15 protein-coding genes are annotated in these 15,962 nt (G+C 67.9%); 5 read left to right on the top strand and 10 right to left on the bottom strand.

All coding sequences use genetic code 11. The annotated features are described in order from the left end of the window. Positions 1–145: 145 nt before the first annotated feature. Positions 146–832 (bottom strand): hypothetical protein, encoded by a 687-nt coding sequence (locus V3B25_RS18605; RefSeq protein WP_228756494.1) that lies wholly within the window; start codon positions 830–832, stop codon positions 146–148. 177 nt (positions 833–1,009) lie between these two features. On the opposite strand from V3B25_RS18605, the gene V3B25_RS18600 reads away from it, so the two are divergent. The 4 genes from V3B25_RS18600 to V3B25_RS18585 are packed head-to-tail and all read left to right on the top strand — an operon-like array spanning position 1,010 to position 7,083. Further along, the gene (locus V3B25_RS18600) at positions 1,010–1,351 is read left to right on the top strand and encodes a hypothetical protein (protein WP_329811262.1); all 342 of its coding nucleotides are present in this window, start codon (positions 1,010–1,012) and stop codon (positions 1,349–1,351) included. A 56-nt stretch (positions 1,352–1,407) separates the two neighbouring features. Beyond that, complete coding sequence (locus V3B25_RS18595; RefSeq protein ID WP_329811261.1) at positions 1,408–2,661, top strand: TolC family protein; 1,254 nt, start codon at positions 1,408–1,410, stop codon at positions 2,659–2,661. Next, positions 2,658–3,863, top strand: coding sequence for an efflux RND transporter periplasmic adaptor subunit (locus V3B25_RS18590; RefSeq protein ID WP_329811259.1), 1,206 nt, complete (start codon positions 2,658–2,660; stop codon positions 3,861–3,863). Before V3B25_RS18595 ends, V3B25_RS18590 begins: the two co-directional genes overlap by 4 nt. A 10-nt stretch (positions 3,864–3,873) precedes the next feature. After that, positions 3,874–7,083: a CusA/CzcA family heavy metal efflux RND transporter gene (locus V3B25_RS18585; RefSeq protein WP_329811257.1), complete on the top strand. Its 3,210-nt coding sequence runs from the start codon at positions 3,874–3,876 to the stop codon at positions 7,081–7,083. 219 nt (positions 7,084–7,302) lie between these two features. On the opposite strand, the gene V3B25_RS18580 is transcribed toward V3B25_RS18585, so the two are convergent. The 9 genes from V3B25_RS18580 to V3B25_RS18540 form a co-directional block, all read right to left on the bottom strand. Further along, a complete protein-coding gene (locus V3B25_RS18580; RefSeq protein WP_329811256.1) occupies positions 7,303–9,075 on the bottom strand; it encodes a DUF885 family protein in 1,773 nt (590 codons plus the stop codon). Between the two features lie 266 nt (positions 9,076–9,341). Beyond that, complete coding sequence (locus V3B25_RS18575; RefSeq protein ID WP_005414908.1) at positions 9,342–9,689, bottom strand: lipid-A-disaccharide synthase N-terminal domain-containing protein; 348 nt, start codon at positions 9,687–9,689, stop codon at positions 9,342–9,344. After that, entirely contained in the window at positions 9,689–10,411 is a 723-nt protein-coding gene (locus tag V3B25_RS18570; RefSeq protein ID WP_010482377.1) for a glycosyltransferase family 2 protein, read from the bottom strand. Before V3B25_RS18570 ends, V3B25_RS18575 begins: the two co-directional genes overlap by 1 nt. 89 nt (positions 10,412–10,500) lie before the next feature. Next, positions 10,501–11,466 (bottom strand): NAD-dependent epimerase/dehydratase family protein, encoded by a 966-nt coding sequence (locus tag V3B25_RS18565; RefSeq protein WP_049424262.1) that lies wholly within the window; start codon positions 11,464–11,466, stop codon positions 10,501–10,503. A 46-nt stretch (positions 11,467–11,512) separates the two neighbouring features. After that, the gene (locus tag V3B25_RS18560) at positions 11,513–12,247 is read right to left on the bottom strand and encodes a suppressor of fused domain protein (protein WP_180844891.1); all 735 of its coding nucleotides are present in this window, start codon (positions 12,245–12,247) and stop codon (positions 11,513–11,515) included. A gap of 125 nt (positions 12,248–12,372) precedes the next feature. Next, positions 12,373–13,296 (bottom strand): ParB/RepB/Spo0J family partition protein, encoded by a 924-nt coding sequence (locus V3B25_RS18555; protein WP_005411652.1) that lies wholly within the window; start codon positions 13,294–13,296, stop codon positions 12,373–12,375. Then, positions 13,296–14,093: a ParA family protein gene (locus V3B25_RS18550; RefSeq protein ID WP_329811252.1), complete on the bottom strand. Its 798-nt coding sequence runs from the start codon at positions 14,091–14,093 to the stop codon at positions 13,296–13,298. Before V3B25_RS18550 ends, V3B25_RS18555 begins: the two co-directional genes overlap by 1 nt. A 112-nt stretch (positions 14,094–14,205) precedes the next feature. After that, a complete protein-coding gene (gene rsmG / locus V3B25_RS18545; protein ID WP_012512505.1) occupies positions 14,206–14,844 on the bottom strand; it encodes a 16S rRNA (guanine(527)-N(7))-methyltransferase RsmG in 639 nt (212 codons plus the stop codon). Positions 14,845–14,883: 39 nt separating this feature from the next. Then, entirely contained in the window at positions 14,884–15,483 is a 600-nt protein-coding gene (locus V3B25_RS18540; protein ID WP_049399162.1) for a 4'-phosphopantetheinyl transferase superfamily protein, read from the bottom strand. Between the two features lie 84 nt (positions 15,484–15,567). Between V3B25_RS18540 and V3B25_RS18535 the strand changes: the two genes are divergently transcribed. Then, positions 15,568–15,819, top strand: a complete 252-nt coding sequence (locus V3B25_RS18535; protein WP_005411656.1) for a GlsB/YeaQ/YmgE family stress response membrane protein — start codon at positions 15,568–15,570, stop codon at positions 15,817–15,819. The last annotated feature ends 143 nt before the right edge of the window (positions 15,820–15,962 follow it).

Below are 15,962 nucleotides of genomic sequence, written 5' to 3'. Positions count from 1 at the left end.
TTCGAGATCATGGTGATCGCGAAGCGGCCTGCAGCCCGGTAGTGCCGGCCGCTGGCCGGCGATGGCAGGCGATTGCCTGCGCTCGTGAGGTTGCCGGCCAGCGGCCGGCACTACCCAGACGAAGGGCACTGCCCCCGCGCGGCCATCATTCCGCAGCAAATTCCAGTGTCCGACGCCAACGCAATGGCTTGGTCGCACGCGCCGGGTCAGGGCCGAACTGGCTCAACCAGCCAGCGGCCATTGCACGGGCACGCAAGCGTTCGCCAACGCCTTCGGCGACTTCCACTTCAACGCGGGTTACCTTGCCTTCGGCATCCACGTCCAGCACCCAGACCAGCTTGCCCACCCATTCGGCCGCCGGGACGGATGGGTCGTAGTTCGGGCGGCCAGCAACGTAGGGGCCGTCGTGCCCTAGATACAGCGGAGACTCCTCCAAGCGGTGATCGACACGAACGGCGGCTTTGCCGGTCCGGCCGTCGCCAAGAACGGCATCCACCGTCCACGTGCCGGCCGTCCCCGCAGTGCCAAGGTCCGCTGGGAAACAGGTCTTGCGGCCACGGAAACCGTCATGCCGGACCTGCGAGATGCGAACGCCATTGGCGTCGCGAATGGTGAGTTCCAATCCGCCCACATCGGCGTCTTCTCCACCGGCGGCAACGCAGATGCGGTGGTCGTGCAGTCCATCGGCAACGAACTGGTAGGCCACTGATCGCGCGATGGCGTCCGCGGGTGTCGGCGACCACAGTAACTCGACGTAGACGTCATCCGAAGCCTGGACAGCGGGGCTGACCAACACCATCAGCAGCCCAACAGCAGCGACGCGTGCGTTCATCGTTCCCTCCCTGGTGACGAATCCCGATCGTCACCGAAGGCGTTGCAAGGTGCAATGGACCGCCCGTGCAAGGGCAATCCGCAGTGCAGGACGCCACCTGAACGGGAGGTTCCGACGAATTCCCGAGGTGGCCATTGATATTGTATCCGGCGAAAACCGCTTGCTAGCCTCCCCTCCATGCGCCGGATCACCCGCCAACTGCGTACGTACCTGATGATGCTGCTGATGGCGGCATTCGTGGTCGTGCCGGTGGCCGACGCACTGGTGTGTGCGGTGGAACCGCATGCCAGCAGCGCCCATGTCGAATCCCTCGCGGACGATGCAGGCGGTGACAGCGACAGCGAAAGCAAGCACACGGGTGCCTGCACGCATAACCACTGCCACCACTCCACGCTGAGCCTGCCGGCGAACGATTTCGCCGCCTTCGGTGCGCCGCTGCCGGCGCGCTGGATGAATACCGGCGACGTGGCGACCTATGCGGTCGCCCAGGATGAATTGACGCGTCCCCCCCGGGCGTGAGTTGAGCGCGTCCCGCAATCGCGGGCTCCCGTTTCACTCACAACCGGAATCCCCCTATGTCGATCCTGACACCTCGGTCGCCGCGCGCGGCCGGGCTGGTCGTCGCCGTGTTGCTGGGCCTGGCCCCGGCGGCATCGGTGATGGCGCAAGCCGCCCCCTCCTACGACACCCTGCTTGAACGCCTGGACCAGCTGCCCGGTACCCGTGTGGGTACGGCATTGGCCGAGGCCGCCGAGGCGCGCGCCGACCAGGCCCGTGCGTTGCCCAATCCTTCCCTCTCCTGGTCAGCCGAAAACGCCTGGGGCACCGGCTCCTATGGCGGCATGGGCAAGGCCGATACCGTGCTCACCCTGTCCCAGCCGCTGGAGGTCTGGGGCCAGCGTGGCGCGCGTGTCCGTGCGGCCCGCGCCGAGGCACAGGCCGCCAACCTGCGTGGTGCCCAAAGCCGCAGCGACGTGGCCAGCCAGCTGGCGGTGGTCTACGCACAGGCGGAAAGCGCACTGCGCCGCTACAGCCTGGCCGAAGAAGCACTGACCCTCACCCGCGATGACGCCAACGCCGTCAACGCGATGGTCAAGCAGGGCCGCGAACCGCAGCTGCGCGCGGTGCAGGCGCAGAGCGAAGTGGCCAACGCCAGTGCTTCACTGGATGAGGCACAGGCCTTCCGCGATGCCGCGCTGGCCCGCCTGGCCGGTGCCGCGCTGCTGGATGCGCCGGTGCAGTCGATCGACGACAGCCTGCTCGACCGGGCCCCGCCGCTGCCGCGTGGTGCAACCGACGTGGCACTGGCGGTGCGCATTGCCGAAGCCGAAGCCGATGCGGCGGGCAAGCTGGTCGAGGTGGAGCGCAAGCGCGCCCTGCCCGACCTCAGTGTCACCGCCGCGCAGACCCGCTTCCGCGAAGGCGGCGAGCGCGCCTACAACCTCGGGGTCAGCCTCAGCATCCCGCTGTTCGACCGCAACCGCGGTGGCATCCGCGCCGCCAATGCCGACCAGCGCGCGGCCGAAGCACGCCTGGACCAGCAGCGCCGCGACAGCGAGGCCGAGCGCCTCTCTGCGGTGGCCGGGTTGAAGGCCGCCAGTAGCCGTACCCGCGCCGCCGATGAAAGCGTGGTCGCCGCCGAAGAGGCATATCGCCTGGCCCGCATTGGCTTCGACGCCGGACGCATCTCGCAGCTGGAACTGCGCAGCACGCGCAGCGCCCTCATCGCCGCCCGCGGCACCGCCGTGGATGCGCGCCTGTCGCGCGTCGCCGCGGAAATCGATCTTGCCCGCCTTGAAGGGCGCGCGCCTTTTGTGGAGGCCCCATGACTCTCTCCCGTACTTTCCCGCTGATCGGCGCCGTGCTGCTGGCCGTGCTGTTGGCCGGTTGCGCTGGCAACGCGCAGACACCTGCAAATGAAGACCCCGCCGCGGCCAAGGCGGGCGCCGACGATGGCCATGGCCACGCGACCGACAGCAAGGAAGCCAAGGCCGAATCCGCGAAGGCACCCCCCGATGCGGATGAGGGTGTCGTGCAGTTGACCCCTGAGCAGATCAAGGCGTCCGGTATCGAAGTGGTCGCGATCGGTCGCGGTGGCGGTGGCTCCACGCGCCTGTCCGGCCGGGTCGAACCGTCGGTGGGCGCCCGCGCCTCGGTCGCCTCCACGGTGACCGGTCGCGTCGAGCGCGTGCTGGTCGCGCCGGGCACCGCGGTGAGGCAGAACCAGGCGCTGGCCATCGTGGTCAGTGGCGAGGCCGCGGTGTTCCGCGCCAATGCGCTGGCCGCCTCGGCCGAAGCCGAAGCCGCGCGGCTGGCCTATGGCCGCGACAAGGCGCTGGTCGACCAGGGCGTGGTCGCCCGCCAGGAACTGGAGGCCTCGCGCGCCCGCTCGCTGGCGGCACAGGCCCAGGCCGCCGCCGCGCAGGCCCAGGCCGCTGCCAACGGGGCACCCGATGCCAACGGCCGCGTGCGCATCACCAGTCCGGTGGCCGGCATCGTCGGCAACGTGCAGGTCACCCCGGGCGGCGTAGTCGCCGCCGGCAGTGCGGTGGCCGATGTCGCCGACCCGTCGATGAACGAACTGGTGTTCACCGCGCCGCCCGCGCTGGCTGCGCAGGTCACGCCGGGCATGAAGCTGGAAGTGAGCGTGCCAGGTGGCAGTTTCACCGCCACCGTCACCGGTTCGGCCGCCGACGTGCGCCAGCAGGGTGGCGTCGCGGTGATCCGTGCCACGCCGGTGGATGCCGCGCTGCCGCCGGCCGGTTCGCCGGTCTCTGCGGTGGTGGTCACCGAAGGCCAGGACGGCTCGCTCAGCGTGCCGGCCGATGCGGTGCAGAACGTCGATGGCAGCAGTGCGGTGTTCGTCGCCGTCGAAGGCGGCTTCAAGGCGCAGCCGGTGCTGGCTGGCCGTCGTGCCGGCGACCGCATCGAGATCCTCGGTGGCCTGACCGGCAACGAGCGCATCGTCGGTGCCAACGCCTTCCTGCTCAAAGCCGAGCTGGCCAAGGGCGAAGCCGAGCACGGCCACTGAGGAGGCGACCATGTTCAAGCTGATCATTGAAACAGCGGTGCGCCACCGCTGGCTGGTGGTGTTCATGGCGGCGCTGATCGCCGCCGTGGGCCTGTTCCAGCTGGGCAAGCTGCCGATTGACGCGGTGCCGGACATCACCAACCGCCAGGTGCAGATCAACACGGTGGCACCGGCGCTGACGCCGGAACAGATCGAGCGGCAGGTGACCTACCCGCTGGAAACCGCGCTGGCCGGCATTCCCGGCCTGACCACCACGCGTTCGCTGTCGCGCAATGGCTTCTCGCAGGTCACCGCGATCTTCACCGATGCGACCGACATCTACTTCGCCCGCCAGCAGGTGGCCGAACGCATGCGCGAGGCATCGGAAGACCTGCCCGATGGCGCGTCGCCGATGCTGTCGCCGGTCACCACCGGCCTCGGCGAGGTGCTGATGTGGACGGTGGACTTCACCGCGTTCGATCCGGCCAAGCTGGCCAAGCCCGGTGAAGCGGGTTGGCAGGCCGGCGAGGTCTACCGCACGCCGGAAGGCACTCTGCTTCGCACGCCGGAAGAACGTGCCACCTACCTGCGCACCGTGCAGGACTGGATCATCGCGCCGCAGATGCGTTCCAGCCCGGGGCTGGCCGGCGTCGATACGGTCGGCGGCTACGTCAAGGAATACGGCGTGCATCCGGACAGTGCCAAGCTGGCCGCGCACGGCCTCGGCCTGGCCGACCTGGTCACTGCCCTGCAGCGTTCCAACGTACAGGCCGGTGCCGGTTTCGTGCAGCGTGCCGGCGAGGGCCTGGTGGTACGTGCTGACGGCCTGGCGCTGACCACCGACGATCTCGCACAGGCCCCGGTAGCCACCCGCAATGGCGTGGTGGTACGCGTGGCCGATGTGGCCGACGTCGACCTGAGCCGCGCACCGCGCCTGGGTGCGGCCAGCCGCAACGGCCATGAAGCCGTGCTGGGTACCGCGCTGATGATCGCCGGCGGCAACAGCCGCACCGTGGCGCAGGCAGCTGCGGCGCGCCTGGAACAGGTGAACAAATCGCTACCGGCCGACATCGTGGCGGCACCGGTGCTGGACCGCAGCGTGCTGGTCAATTCCACCATCAAGACCGTGGCCAAGAACCTCACCGAGGGCGCACTGCTGGTGGTGGTGGTGCTGTTCCTGCTGCTGGGCAACCTGCGTGCGGCAACGATCACCGCGCTGGTCATTCCGCTGTCGTTCCTCTTCGCGGTGATCGGCATGAACCGCTTCGGCATCAGCGGCAACCTGATGAGCCTGGGTGCGCTGGACTTCGGCATCCTGGTGGACGGTGCGGTGATCGTGGTCGAGTCGACGCTGCTGATGCTGGGCCAGCGCCGCGCCGAACTGGGCCGTGCGTTGACCGCGATGGAACGCCTGCGCGTGGCCGCCGATTCGGCGATGAAGATGGCACGCCCGGCGGCCTTCGGGCAGCTGATCATCCTGCTGGTGTTCGCGCCGATCCTTACCCTGGAAGGCGTGGAGGGCAAGACATTCCAGCCGATGGCGGCCACGTTCATGCTGGCCCTGATCGGTGCCTTCATCTTCTCCTTCACCTTCGTGCCGGCGATGGCCGCACTGCTGGTGCGCGAGCCGAAGGTGAAGGACGGCGATGCACATGCTGACGATGGCGAGCACGAAACCAAGCTGATCCGCGTGCTGCGTGCGCGCATCGAACCAGTGGTGCGCAAAGTCGTGGCGCATCCGCGCACGGTGCTGGCCGGTGCGGTGATGATGATGGTGGTGGGCATCGGCTCGTTCTCGCTGTTGGGCCGCGAGTTCATGCCGACGCTGGACGAAGGCAACGTGGCGATGCAGGCCCTGCGCGTGCCGTCGACCTCGCTGGAGCAGTCGCTGGCGATGCAGCTGGCACTGGAAAAGGCAATTGCCAAACAGCCGGAAGTGGAAACCGTGTTCTCACGCACCGGTACCGCAGAGGCGGCGATCGACCCGATGCCGACCAACATCTCCGACAGCGTGATCGTGCTCAAGCCACGCAAGGACTGGCCGGATCCGAAGCTGGGCAAGGACGCGCTGCTGGCACGCTTCGAAAAGCTGGCCGGGCAGCAGCTGGGCAACAGCTTCGAGTTCAGCCAGCCGATCGAACTGCGCTTCAACGAACTGATCTCCGGCGTGCGTACCGACCTGGCGGTAATGATCTTCGGCGATGACTTCAGCCAGCTGCAGAAAGTGGCCGACCAGGTGGCGTTGAAGCTGCGTGCGGTGAACGGTGCGGCCGACGTGCGGGTGGAACAGATCTCCGGCCTGCCCACGCTCAATGTGGCCATCGACCACGTGGCGGCGGCGCAGTACGGCCTGACTGCCGCGGACGTGAGTGATGCGCTGTCCACCGGCATTGGTGGCACGGCGGCCGGCAAGATCTTCGAAGGTGATCGCCGCTTCAACGTGGTGGTGCGCCTGGACGATGCCTCGCGCAACGATCCGGACCAGTTGGCGTCGTTGCCGATTGCTACGCCATCGGGGCTGGTGATTCCGCTGTCGTCGGTCGCGCGCATCACGGTCAGCGAAGGGCCCAACCAGATCAGCCGCAACAACGGCAGCCGCCGCGTGGTGGTGCAGGCCAACGTGCGTGGCCGCGACCTGGGCGGCTTCGTCGGCGAAGCGCAGGCAGCGGTGGCCGATGTGGCACTGCCGCCGGGTGCCTACCTGACCTGGGGTGGCCAGTTCGAGAACCTGCAGCGCGCGGAGAAGCGGCTGGCGACGGTGGTGCCGGTGGTGTTCCTGCTGATCGGCAGCCTGCTGTTCATGGCGCTGCGCAGCGGCAAGGAAGCCATTCTGGTGTTCAGCTGCGTGCCGTTGGCGCTGGTCGGCGGCATTCTCGCGCTGCTGCTGCGGGGGATGCCGTTTTCGGTGTCGGCGGCGGTTGGTTTCATCGCCGTGTCCGGCGTGGCCACCTTGAACGGCCTGGTGCTGATGCAGGCGATCCGCGAACGCCTGGATGCCGGTGACCTGCCGCTGCAGGCGGCGATCAACGGTGCATCGAGCCGTATCCGTGCGGTGCTGACCACGGCGCTGGTGGCGATCGTCGGCTTCATTCCGATGGCGATCGCCAGCGGTTCCGGTGCCGAGGTGCAGAAGCCGCTGGCCACGGTGGTGATCGGTGGCCTGATCACCGCCACGGTGTTGACCCTGCTGGTGCTGCCGACGTTTGCAGCGCGGGTGGCCAAGCCAAGGGCGGTGGGCTGAAAGACCACGGGGTCGGATCGTGCGATCCGACCCCGTTTTCCGATCCCTGGTAGTGGGGGGGGGGGGGCGGCGCCGGGGGGGGGGGGGGGGGGCGGGGGGGGGGGGGGCCCCCGCCGGCCCGCCCACGAGACCGGGGGCGGGGGGCCCGGTGCCCCCAATGGCCGGGGGGGGGGGGGCGGGGGGGGGGCCCCCCCCCCCCCCGCCACTACCCTTGCACGGTCAGGCCTTCTTGCGTTCGGCGATGTAGGCCTGGATCTGCTGTTCCAGCACCGGCAGCGGCACCGAGCCCTGTTTGAGCAGGGTGTCGTGGAAGCCCTTGATGTCGAACTTGTCGCCCAGCTCTTTCTCTGCCTGCGCACGCAGGCGCACGATGGCGATCTCCCCCAGCTTGTAGCTCAGGGCCTGGCCCGGCCAGGAAATGTAGCGGTCCACTTCGGTGGTCACTTCATGCTCGCTCAGCGCGGTGTGGTCACGCAGGTAGGCCAAGGCCTGCTCGCGGCTCCAGCCCTTGCTGTGCACGCCGGTGTCGATCACCAGGCGCGTGGCGCGCCACATCTCGTAGGTCAGGCGGCCGAAATCCTCATACGGGGTTTCGTAGATGCCCATCTCCACGCCCAGCTTCTCGCAGTACAGCGCCCAGCCTTCGCCATAGGCAGAGATGTAGGTGTTGCGGCGGAACTCGGGCAGGTTCTTCTGCTCGGCGGCAATCGCCCCCTGCAGCGCGTGGCCCGGATCGGACTCATGCAGCGTCAGCGCCGGCAGGTTGTACAGCGGGCGCGACGGCAGGTTGTAGGTGTTGAGCCAGTAGGTACCCATGCCACCGCGGCCGGCGGTCCAGAACGGGGCGATGTCCGGCGGCACCGGCACGATGGTGAAGCGCGCGCGCGGCAGCGTCATGTATTTGCCGAGCTGGCCATCGGCCCGCTTGGAGATCCACGCGGCACGCGACAGCAGCTCTTCCGGCGTCTTCGCATAGAACTGCGGATCGGTGCGCAGGAAGGCCAGGAATTCGGCGAAGCTGCCCTTGAACTTCACCTGCTTGATGATGTCGTTCATTTCCTTCTGGATGCGCGCGACTTCATCCAGGCCGATGCGGTGGATCTCGTCCGGCGACAGGTCCAGCGTGGTGTATTCGTGGATCTGCTGCTTGTAGTACGCCTTGCCGTCCGGCATCGCTTCGGCGGCCAGGGTGGTACGCGCCTGCGGCACGTACTCGTTGACGAAGAAGGTGCGCAGCTGCTGGAACGCCGGCACTACCTTGGCACTGATCGCTTCACGCGCCTGCGCCTGCAGCCTGGCCTGCTCTGCGGCCGGGATGCTGTTGGGCAGCTTCTTGAACGGCGCGTACAGCGGCGAATCGGTCGGGTCCTTCAGCTCGGCGACGGTGGCGATGGACACTTCGCGGCCATCGAGCACCGCGCGCGGCACGCTGAAGCCGCGCTTCAGGCCAGCGCGCATGTTTTCGGTCTGCTGGCCGAAGTAACGCGGCACATCGTTCAGGCGTGCGATGTAGTTCTGGTAGTCCTGCACGGTCTTCATCTCGCGCCGGGCCATGAAGGACAGGTTGGACCAGAACGAGGAGTCGGCGTTGAACGGCATCTCGTAGCCACGCAGGCGCACTTCTTCGGCCAGGTTGAACACCTGATCGCGGTAGATCGCGTAGTTGATCTGGTTGTCGGGCGAGAGCGTCTTCGGGTCGATCTTCTTCAGTGCAGCCAGGGTCTCGTCCCACACCTTCAGGCGCGCCTGCTGCGCGGCCGGTCCGACGTCGGGCATGCGGGTGGCGTTGGCTGGCGCGTCTTCGTCCTCGCTGGCCTCACCACCGCCCTGCTGGCGCCACTTCCATTCCTTCTCGTACAGCGCGCGGAAGGCGGCATCGGCGGGCGATTCGGTGGCCACGCTGGCCGGCGCGGCGGCGGCGGGCGGTGCGGCCAGGGCTACGGCAGGGGCGGACAAGGCGATCAGCAGGGCAACGGCAAGACGGGTTTTCACGAGCACAGGTTCCCGGGAAGGCAGACCCCGATGATGGCACCGCCCACGGCCCGTGGCATGGGACGAAGGTCCTGCCTGCGCAGCAGACCGGGGCCCCGGTAGCGGCCAACCTTGGTTGGCCCCCCAAACCCAGCGCCGACCAAGGTTGGCAGCTACCAGGCACGGTAGCCAGGCAAGCAGTAGATCCACGCCATGCGTGGATGGGCCGGACCCGGATACAGATCTGCCGACCAAGGTCGGCAGCTACCGGATGAGGCCCCGAAGACCTAGTGGCTGGCCTTGTCCCGCTTCCAGCCCCGGTGCTTGATGTCGAGCTGCAGGCTGTACAGCGCGGTGAATGCCGGGAACAGGTTCTGCAGCACGCCCACCGAGTCCTGCTTGGCCGAGAACAGGAAGTAGCTCAGCGTCATCAGGCTGCCGACCACGCTCATGTACCAGAACAGGCGCGGAATCACCGGCTTGCCGGCGCGTTTGGAGGCGATGAACTGGACCAGCCAGCGGCCCCCGAACATCAGCGCGCCGGTATAGCCGATCAGCTTCCAGCCGGTCACATGCAGGCCGGTCCAGTACAGCCAGGTCAGCGGCTGGTCGAGCCAATGCAGCTCCAGATCCATCAACGCTCCTCCACCGCGGTGCGCTTGCTGCGGGTGATCAGCCAGGCCACGCCACGCAGGTCACGGATGCCGACCAGGGCGCGGCCGAGGTTGTTGTACTTGGAGACACCGGCGGTACGGTGGCGGTGGTTGACCGGCACGCTGGTGGTCTTCCAGCCGGCGCGCTGCATCAGCGCCGGCAGGTAGCGGTGCATGTGGTCGAAATACGGCAGGTCGAGGAACGCGCTGCGCTCGAACAGCTTGATGCCGCAGCCGGTATCGGGCGTATCGTCGCGCAGCATGCGTGCACGGATGGCATTGGCCCACTTGCTGGCCCAGCGCTTGCTGCCGCTGTCCTGGCGGTTGACCCGCCAGCCGGCGAACAGCTTCACCTGCGCCTCGGCCGCATCGCGCGCCGCCAGCAGCTTGGGAATGTCGGCCGGATCATTCTGCCCGTCACCATCCAGGGTCGCGATCCACGGCGCACGTGCGTGCTTGACGCCGGTGCGCACGGCGGTGCTCTGCCCGCTCTGGTCCACGTGGTGCAGCACCCGCAGTTCCGGCGTGGTCGCCTTCAGCCCCTGCAGCACCGCCAGGGTGTCATCGCGCGAGTGGTCGTCGATGTAGACGATCTCGAACGGAAGCCGCCCCCGCAGTGCGGCGGTGATTTCGGCAACCAGCGGGGCGACATTGTCGCGTTCGTTGAACACCGGGACGACAACGGAAAGCTCGGGTTGGCTCATAAAGCACTCGGCCAAAGGGGGACAAAGACCGCGCATTCTCCGAAGCCGAGGTTATCCGAAGATGAATCCGGCTGTGTGAGGATCCCTCCTCAGGCGCGGTCGCCAAAATACTCGCGGCACCACTGCACGACGGGGGGCAACCCTGCTTCGATCGGGGTCACCGCGTCGAAGCCGAATGCGTCATGGGCGCGCCGGGTATCGGCCATCGTGCGCACCATGTCGCCCGGCTGCATCGGCTTGTAGACCTTCTGCGCGGGGCGACCGGCGGCCTGCTCGATCACGCTGATGAAGCGCTCCAGCTCGACCGGCGTATGGTTGCCGAGGTTGAACACCCGGTGCGGTACCGGACCATCGGCCGGATGCGCGAGCGCGCCGAGAATACCGGACACGATGTCGGAGACATGTGTGAAGTCGCGCTGCATGCGGCCTTCGTTGAACACGTCGATCGGCCGCCCGGCCAGCACCGCGCGCGAGAACAGCAACGGTGCCATGTCCGGCCGGCCCCACGGGCCATACACGGTGAAGAAGCGCAGGCCGGTGGCATGCAGGCCGTACAGCTGCGCGTAGGTGTAGGCCATCAGCTCGTTGGCCGCCTTGGTGGCCGCATACAGCGAGCGCGGCTGGTCCACGCGCTGGTCCTCGGAGAACGGCGGCGTGGCCGAATCACCGTAGACCGAGCTGCTGGAGGCATAGACCAGGTGCTGCACGCCACGGTGGCGGCACAGCTCGAGCATGTTGACGAAGCCGACCAGGTTGCTGTCGACGTAGGCCTGCGGGTTTTCCAGCGAATAGCGCACGCCCGCCTGTGCAGCCAGATGGATCACCGCGGTCGGCTTCACCTCGTCGAACAGCGCAGCCAGGCCCTGCTGGTCGGTCAGGTCCAGGGTGCGCAGGTCCAGCGTCGGGCACAGCGCGGCCACGCGGTCGCGCTTGATCTGCGGGTCGTAGTAGTCGTTGAAGTTGTCCAGGCCGACCACCGGCTGGCCCGCCTCCAGCAGCGCGCGGGCGGTGTAGGCACCGATGAAGCCGGCAGCGCCGGTAAGCAGGATGGTCATGGCAGGGGCCCGGAAGCAGAAATTCAGGCCCCTGATGTTACCGGTCTCAGAACAAACCGAAACGCTTCCTGGCGACGTTGACCCGGCCCGGCTCGATCACATCGTTGATCTGCTTCGCATCGAAGCGGTCGAGCAGGGCGTCGGCGCCCTTCTTCAGCTTCAGGTCCATCTCTTCCGGATACAGCGGAACCAGGCTCATGAAGCTGATGGTTCTGCCGTCCTCCAGCGCCAGCGTGGCGAAGTCCTCCGGGGCGGTCACCGGCGACAGCACGATGGCACCGTCGAAACCCACGCCCGGCGCGTAGGGCTCGCTGGGATGGCCGTTGGGAATGGTGTGGCCGAAGCCCAGCCAGGTGTCGTACTCATGCGGCAACCGCGCCATGCCCTTCAACAGGCGCACCGGCCAGTAATTGCGCTCGTCCTCGAAGGCGTCCTGGGAGATCGGCCAGTCGGCCGGCAGGGTCACCATCAGCTCCATGTAGCGCGGCACATCCGCGTCCACCTCGGCGGGCACGGTCATCGGCAGGTCGCTCATGCCGGAGGTGACCAGGCGCAGGTACGGGCAGTGGTCATTGGCCGGCACCACGTGCACGTCGATGTGCACCAGGTCGGAGATGATCTCGTGGAAGACACCGGACACCGGGCCCAGATGGCGTTCGAGGTGGGCGCTGATCGCCTCGATGTGCTGTTCTTCGCCGATGGCGGGCACGAAGTCCTTTTCGCGGCGATGTACCAGTATCTGGGTGCCGTCCGGGCTGACGTCCTCGTATTCGTTGCTCATGTCCTGTTCCCTGGATGAGGCCACGGACCGGAGAGCAGTGCATCCCCGGCACGCGCGGCGGTGCGTTCCCTGTCATCTGCAGGACGCGGCGGGAACAGGCCGCACCCCCGGGCGCTGCGCCGGGCTCAGCCCTGGCGCGTACGCAGCTTTTCCAGCACGCCGTCCAGGGTATCCAGATCGGTGTAGTGGATGATCAGCTTGCCCTTGCCGCCCCGGCCGTGGTTGATCGCCACCTTGGCACCCAGTGCTTCGGACAGTTCGGTTTCCAGCGAGGCGATGTCGGCCTGCTGCACCTTCGGCGTCGCCACCGGGCGGTTGCTCGGCACCTTGCCGGCGGCGAAGGCCTGCGCACGGCGCTCGACCTCGCGCACCGACCAGCCTTCATCGGCCGCTTCCTGCGCCAGCTTGCCAGCCAGCTCGGGAGCCAGGGTCAGCAGCGCGCGGGCGTGGCCCATTTCCAGGCGGCGGGTTTCCAGCAGCAGCCGGATCGCCACCGGCAGCTCCAGCAGGCGCAGCAGGTTGGACACCGCCGCGCGCGAGCGGCCGACGGCCTCGGCGGCCTCGGCATGGGTCAGGGTGAACTCGCTGATCAGGCGCTGCAGCGCCTCGGCTTCTTCCAGCGGATTGAGGTCTTCGCGCTGGATGTTCTCGATCAGCGCCATCGCGATGACGGTGCGGTCTTCCAGCTCGCGCACCACCACCGGCACTTCGTCCAGGCCGGCCAGCTGCGATGCGCGCCAGCGGCGCTCACCGGCGACGATTTCGTAGTTGCCTGCCGGCAGCTGGCGCACCAGGATCGGCTGGATCACGCCCTGCGACTTGATCGAGTCGGCCAGCTCGGAGAGCTTGCCCTCGTCCATCTCGCGGCGCGGCTGGTACTTGCCCGGCTGCAGCTGGCCGACCGGCAATTTGCGCAGCACTTCACCCGGCAGCGGTTCGATCACCGCAGTGGTGGCCTGCACCTGGCTGACCGCGCCTTTCGGGCCCAGCAGCGCGTCCAGGCCACGGCCGAGGCCTCGCTTCTTGGCTGCCGGCTTGCTGCTGGTCATCAGACGGTCTCCACGGCCTTGCCGGCCTTGTTGCGTTCGTTGTTGCGGCGGATGATCTCGCCGGCCAGGCCCAGGTAGGCCACGCCACCGCGCGAGGCACGGTCGTAGCCGACGATGCTCTGGCCATGGCTGGGTGCCTCGGCCAGGCGCACGTTGCGCGGCACGATGGTGCGGAACACGCGGTCGCCGAAGTGCTCGGTGAGCTCGGCCGACACTGCGTTGGCCAGGTTGTTGCGCACGTCGAACATGGTGCGCAGCACGCCTTCGATCTCCAGCGCCGGGTTCAGGCTGGTGCGCAGCGCTTCGATGGTTTCCACCAGCGCGCTCAGGCCTTCCAGTGCGTAGTACTCGCACTGCATCGGCACGATCACCGAATCGGCGGCGGCCAGCGCGTTGAGCGTCAGCAGCGACAACGCCGGCGGGCAATCGATCAGGATGTAGTCGTACTCGTCGCGGATCGGCGCCAATGCGCGCTTCAGGCGCTGCTCGCGCTCGCTCTGCGCCATCAGCTGGATCTCGGCTGCAGTCAGATCGATGTTGCCCGGCAGCAGGTCGTAGCCTTCGGCCGTCTGCACGCGCACATCGGCGGCGCTGGACTCGCCCAGCAGCAGATCGTAGGTGGAGGAGACCAGCTCGCGCTTGTCCACGCCACTGCCCATGGTCGCGTTGCCCTGCGAATCCAGGTCGACCAACAGCACGCGCTTGGGTGCGTTGGCCAGGGAAGCGGCCAGGTTGACGGCGGTCGTGGTCTTGCCGACGCCACCCTTCTGGTTGGCGATGGCGATGATGCGGGCCATGCGGGTGTGCCTCGTCGACGTGTGCTGGGACCGGTCATTATGCGTACAACCGGCCCCTTGCGGAAATCGTGGATCGCCAACCTCTTGTTCCACAAGGGGCTGGCGACGGGAATCAGGGACCTGTAACAGTGACCAGGTGGCGTTCGCCGGCCAGGCCGGGCACGCTCAACGGGGTCACCTCGCGCACCTGCCAGCCAGCCGGCAGCTCCGCGATCTCTTCATGCGGGTAGACGCCCTTCATGGCCAGCAGCACGCCGCCGGGGCGCAACAGATGGCCACCGACGCGGACGATGCCGGCCAGGGTGTCCATCGCACGCGCGGTCAGCTGGTCGTAGTGGCCAGCTTCGTCCAGCGCCTCGGCGCGCGATTCGGCCACGCGGGCATTGCCCAGACCGAGCTGGCGCACGGCCTCGCGCATGAAGCGCGCCTTCTTGCCGTTGCTCTCCACCAGGGTGACCTGCAGGCCCGGGCAGGCGATCGCCAGCGGGATGCCGGGCAAGCCGGGACCGGTGCCGAGGTCGGCCAGGCTGCCATCGGCCACGAACGGCTGCATCGCCAGTGAATCGAGCAGGTGGCGGGTGACCATCTCCTGCGGATCGCGGATGGCGGTGAGGTTGTAGGTGCCGTTCCAGCGGTGCAGCAAGGCCAGGTAACGCAGCAGCGGCGGCGCCAGCGCGGCGTCCAGGCCCATGCTGGCCAGGCCCTGTTCCAGCGTGGCAGCCACGCTGGCGGGAAGTGGGTGTTCGCTCATGCCGCCATTATCGCCGGTTTTGCGCGCTGATTCCCCGCTTCAGTGTGGATACCAGGCCAATGCCGCACGGAACTGGCCGGTGGCCTGCCATTCGTGCAGGTGCCAGCGCGCGGCCTCGCCCAGTTCCGGGTCGCACCAGCGCAGGTGCAGGGCGCCATCGGCCCCCGGTGCCAACTGCAGGCGGTGCAGGCCGAACGAGATGCCCTGCCCGTGCGCCTTCAGGATGGCCTCCTTGACGCACCACACGCGGAAGAACCAGTGCTCGCGCCCGGCCTCGTCCAGGCTTTCCAGCCAGGCCACTTCCTCGGGGTGGAAGAAGCGCTGCACGATTTCCAGAAGACGCGGCCGCGGGCGCAGCAGTTCCAGGTCGACGCCCAACCGCACGCCTTCGCCCAGCGCCACCAGCAGCACCTCGCCGCTGTGGCTCCAGCCGGTGCCGTAGTGGGCCAACGCGCCGCTCAGCTCCGGCCGGCCCTTGTCATCGCGGACCAGCGGCAGCGTGTCCGGGTCGGCGCCCAGCGCCTGCGCCAGCACCTGCCGCGCCTGCGGTTCGCCGCGGTGGCCCGGCACGTGTGGGCGCCGCCAGACCGTCACCGGACCGAAGCGCCACGGGCCGTCGAGGGTGGCTGGCAGGCTCATCCGCACGCGCCCATCACGCAATTCCACGACGGGTTCACGGCCGTGCGCGTCAACTGGTCACAATTCCCCACCGGAGGTTCGATCATGGGCATCATCATCTGGCTGATCGTCGGCGGCATCGTAGGCTGGCTGGCCAGCATCATCATGAAGCGCGATGCCCAGCAGGGCATCATCCTCAACATCGTGGTCGGCATCGTCGGCGCGCTGATTTCCGGCTGGCTGTTCGGCGGCGGCATCAACGAAGCGATCACCATCCGCACCTTCCTGTTCTCGCTGATCGGTGCAGTGATCCTGCTGGCGATCGTCAACCTGTTCACCCGCAAGAGCATACGGTGATCTGAGGGTAGTGCCGGCCGCTGGCCGGCAGATGTTTCAGAACGGGCCCGGCAATCGCCGGGCCCCGTTCTGTAGAGTCGAGCTTGCTCGACTGCCTGGGGGGTACATGGTGGGCGCGCGTCAGTACATACCCCCCCCCCCGG

Origin of the sequence: Stenotrophomonas sp. SMYL8 (assembly GCF_036320065.1) — a bacterium.
Taxonomy (GTDB): Bacteria; Pseudomonadota; Gammaproteobacteria; order Xanthomonadales; family Xanthomonadaceae; genus Stenotrophomonas; species Stenotrophomonas maltophilia_A.
This window is presented reverse-complemented; position numbering and strand designations above follow the sequence as displayed.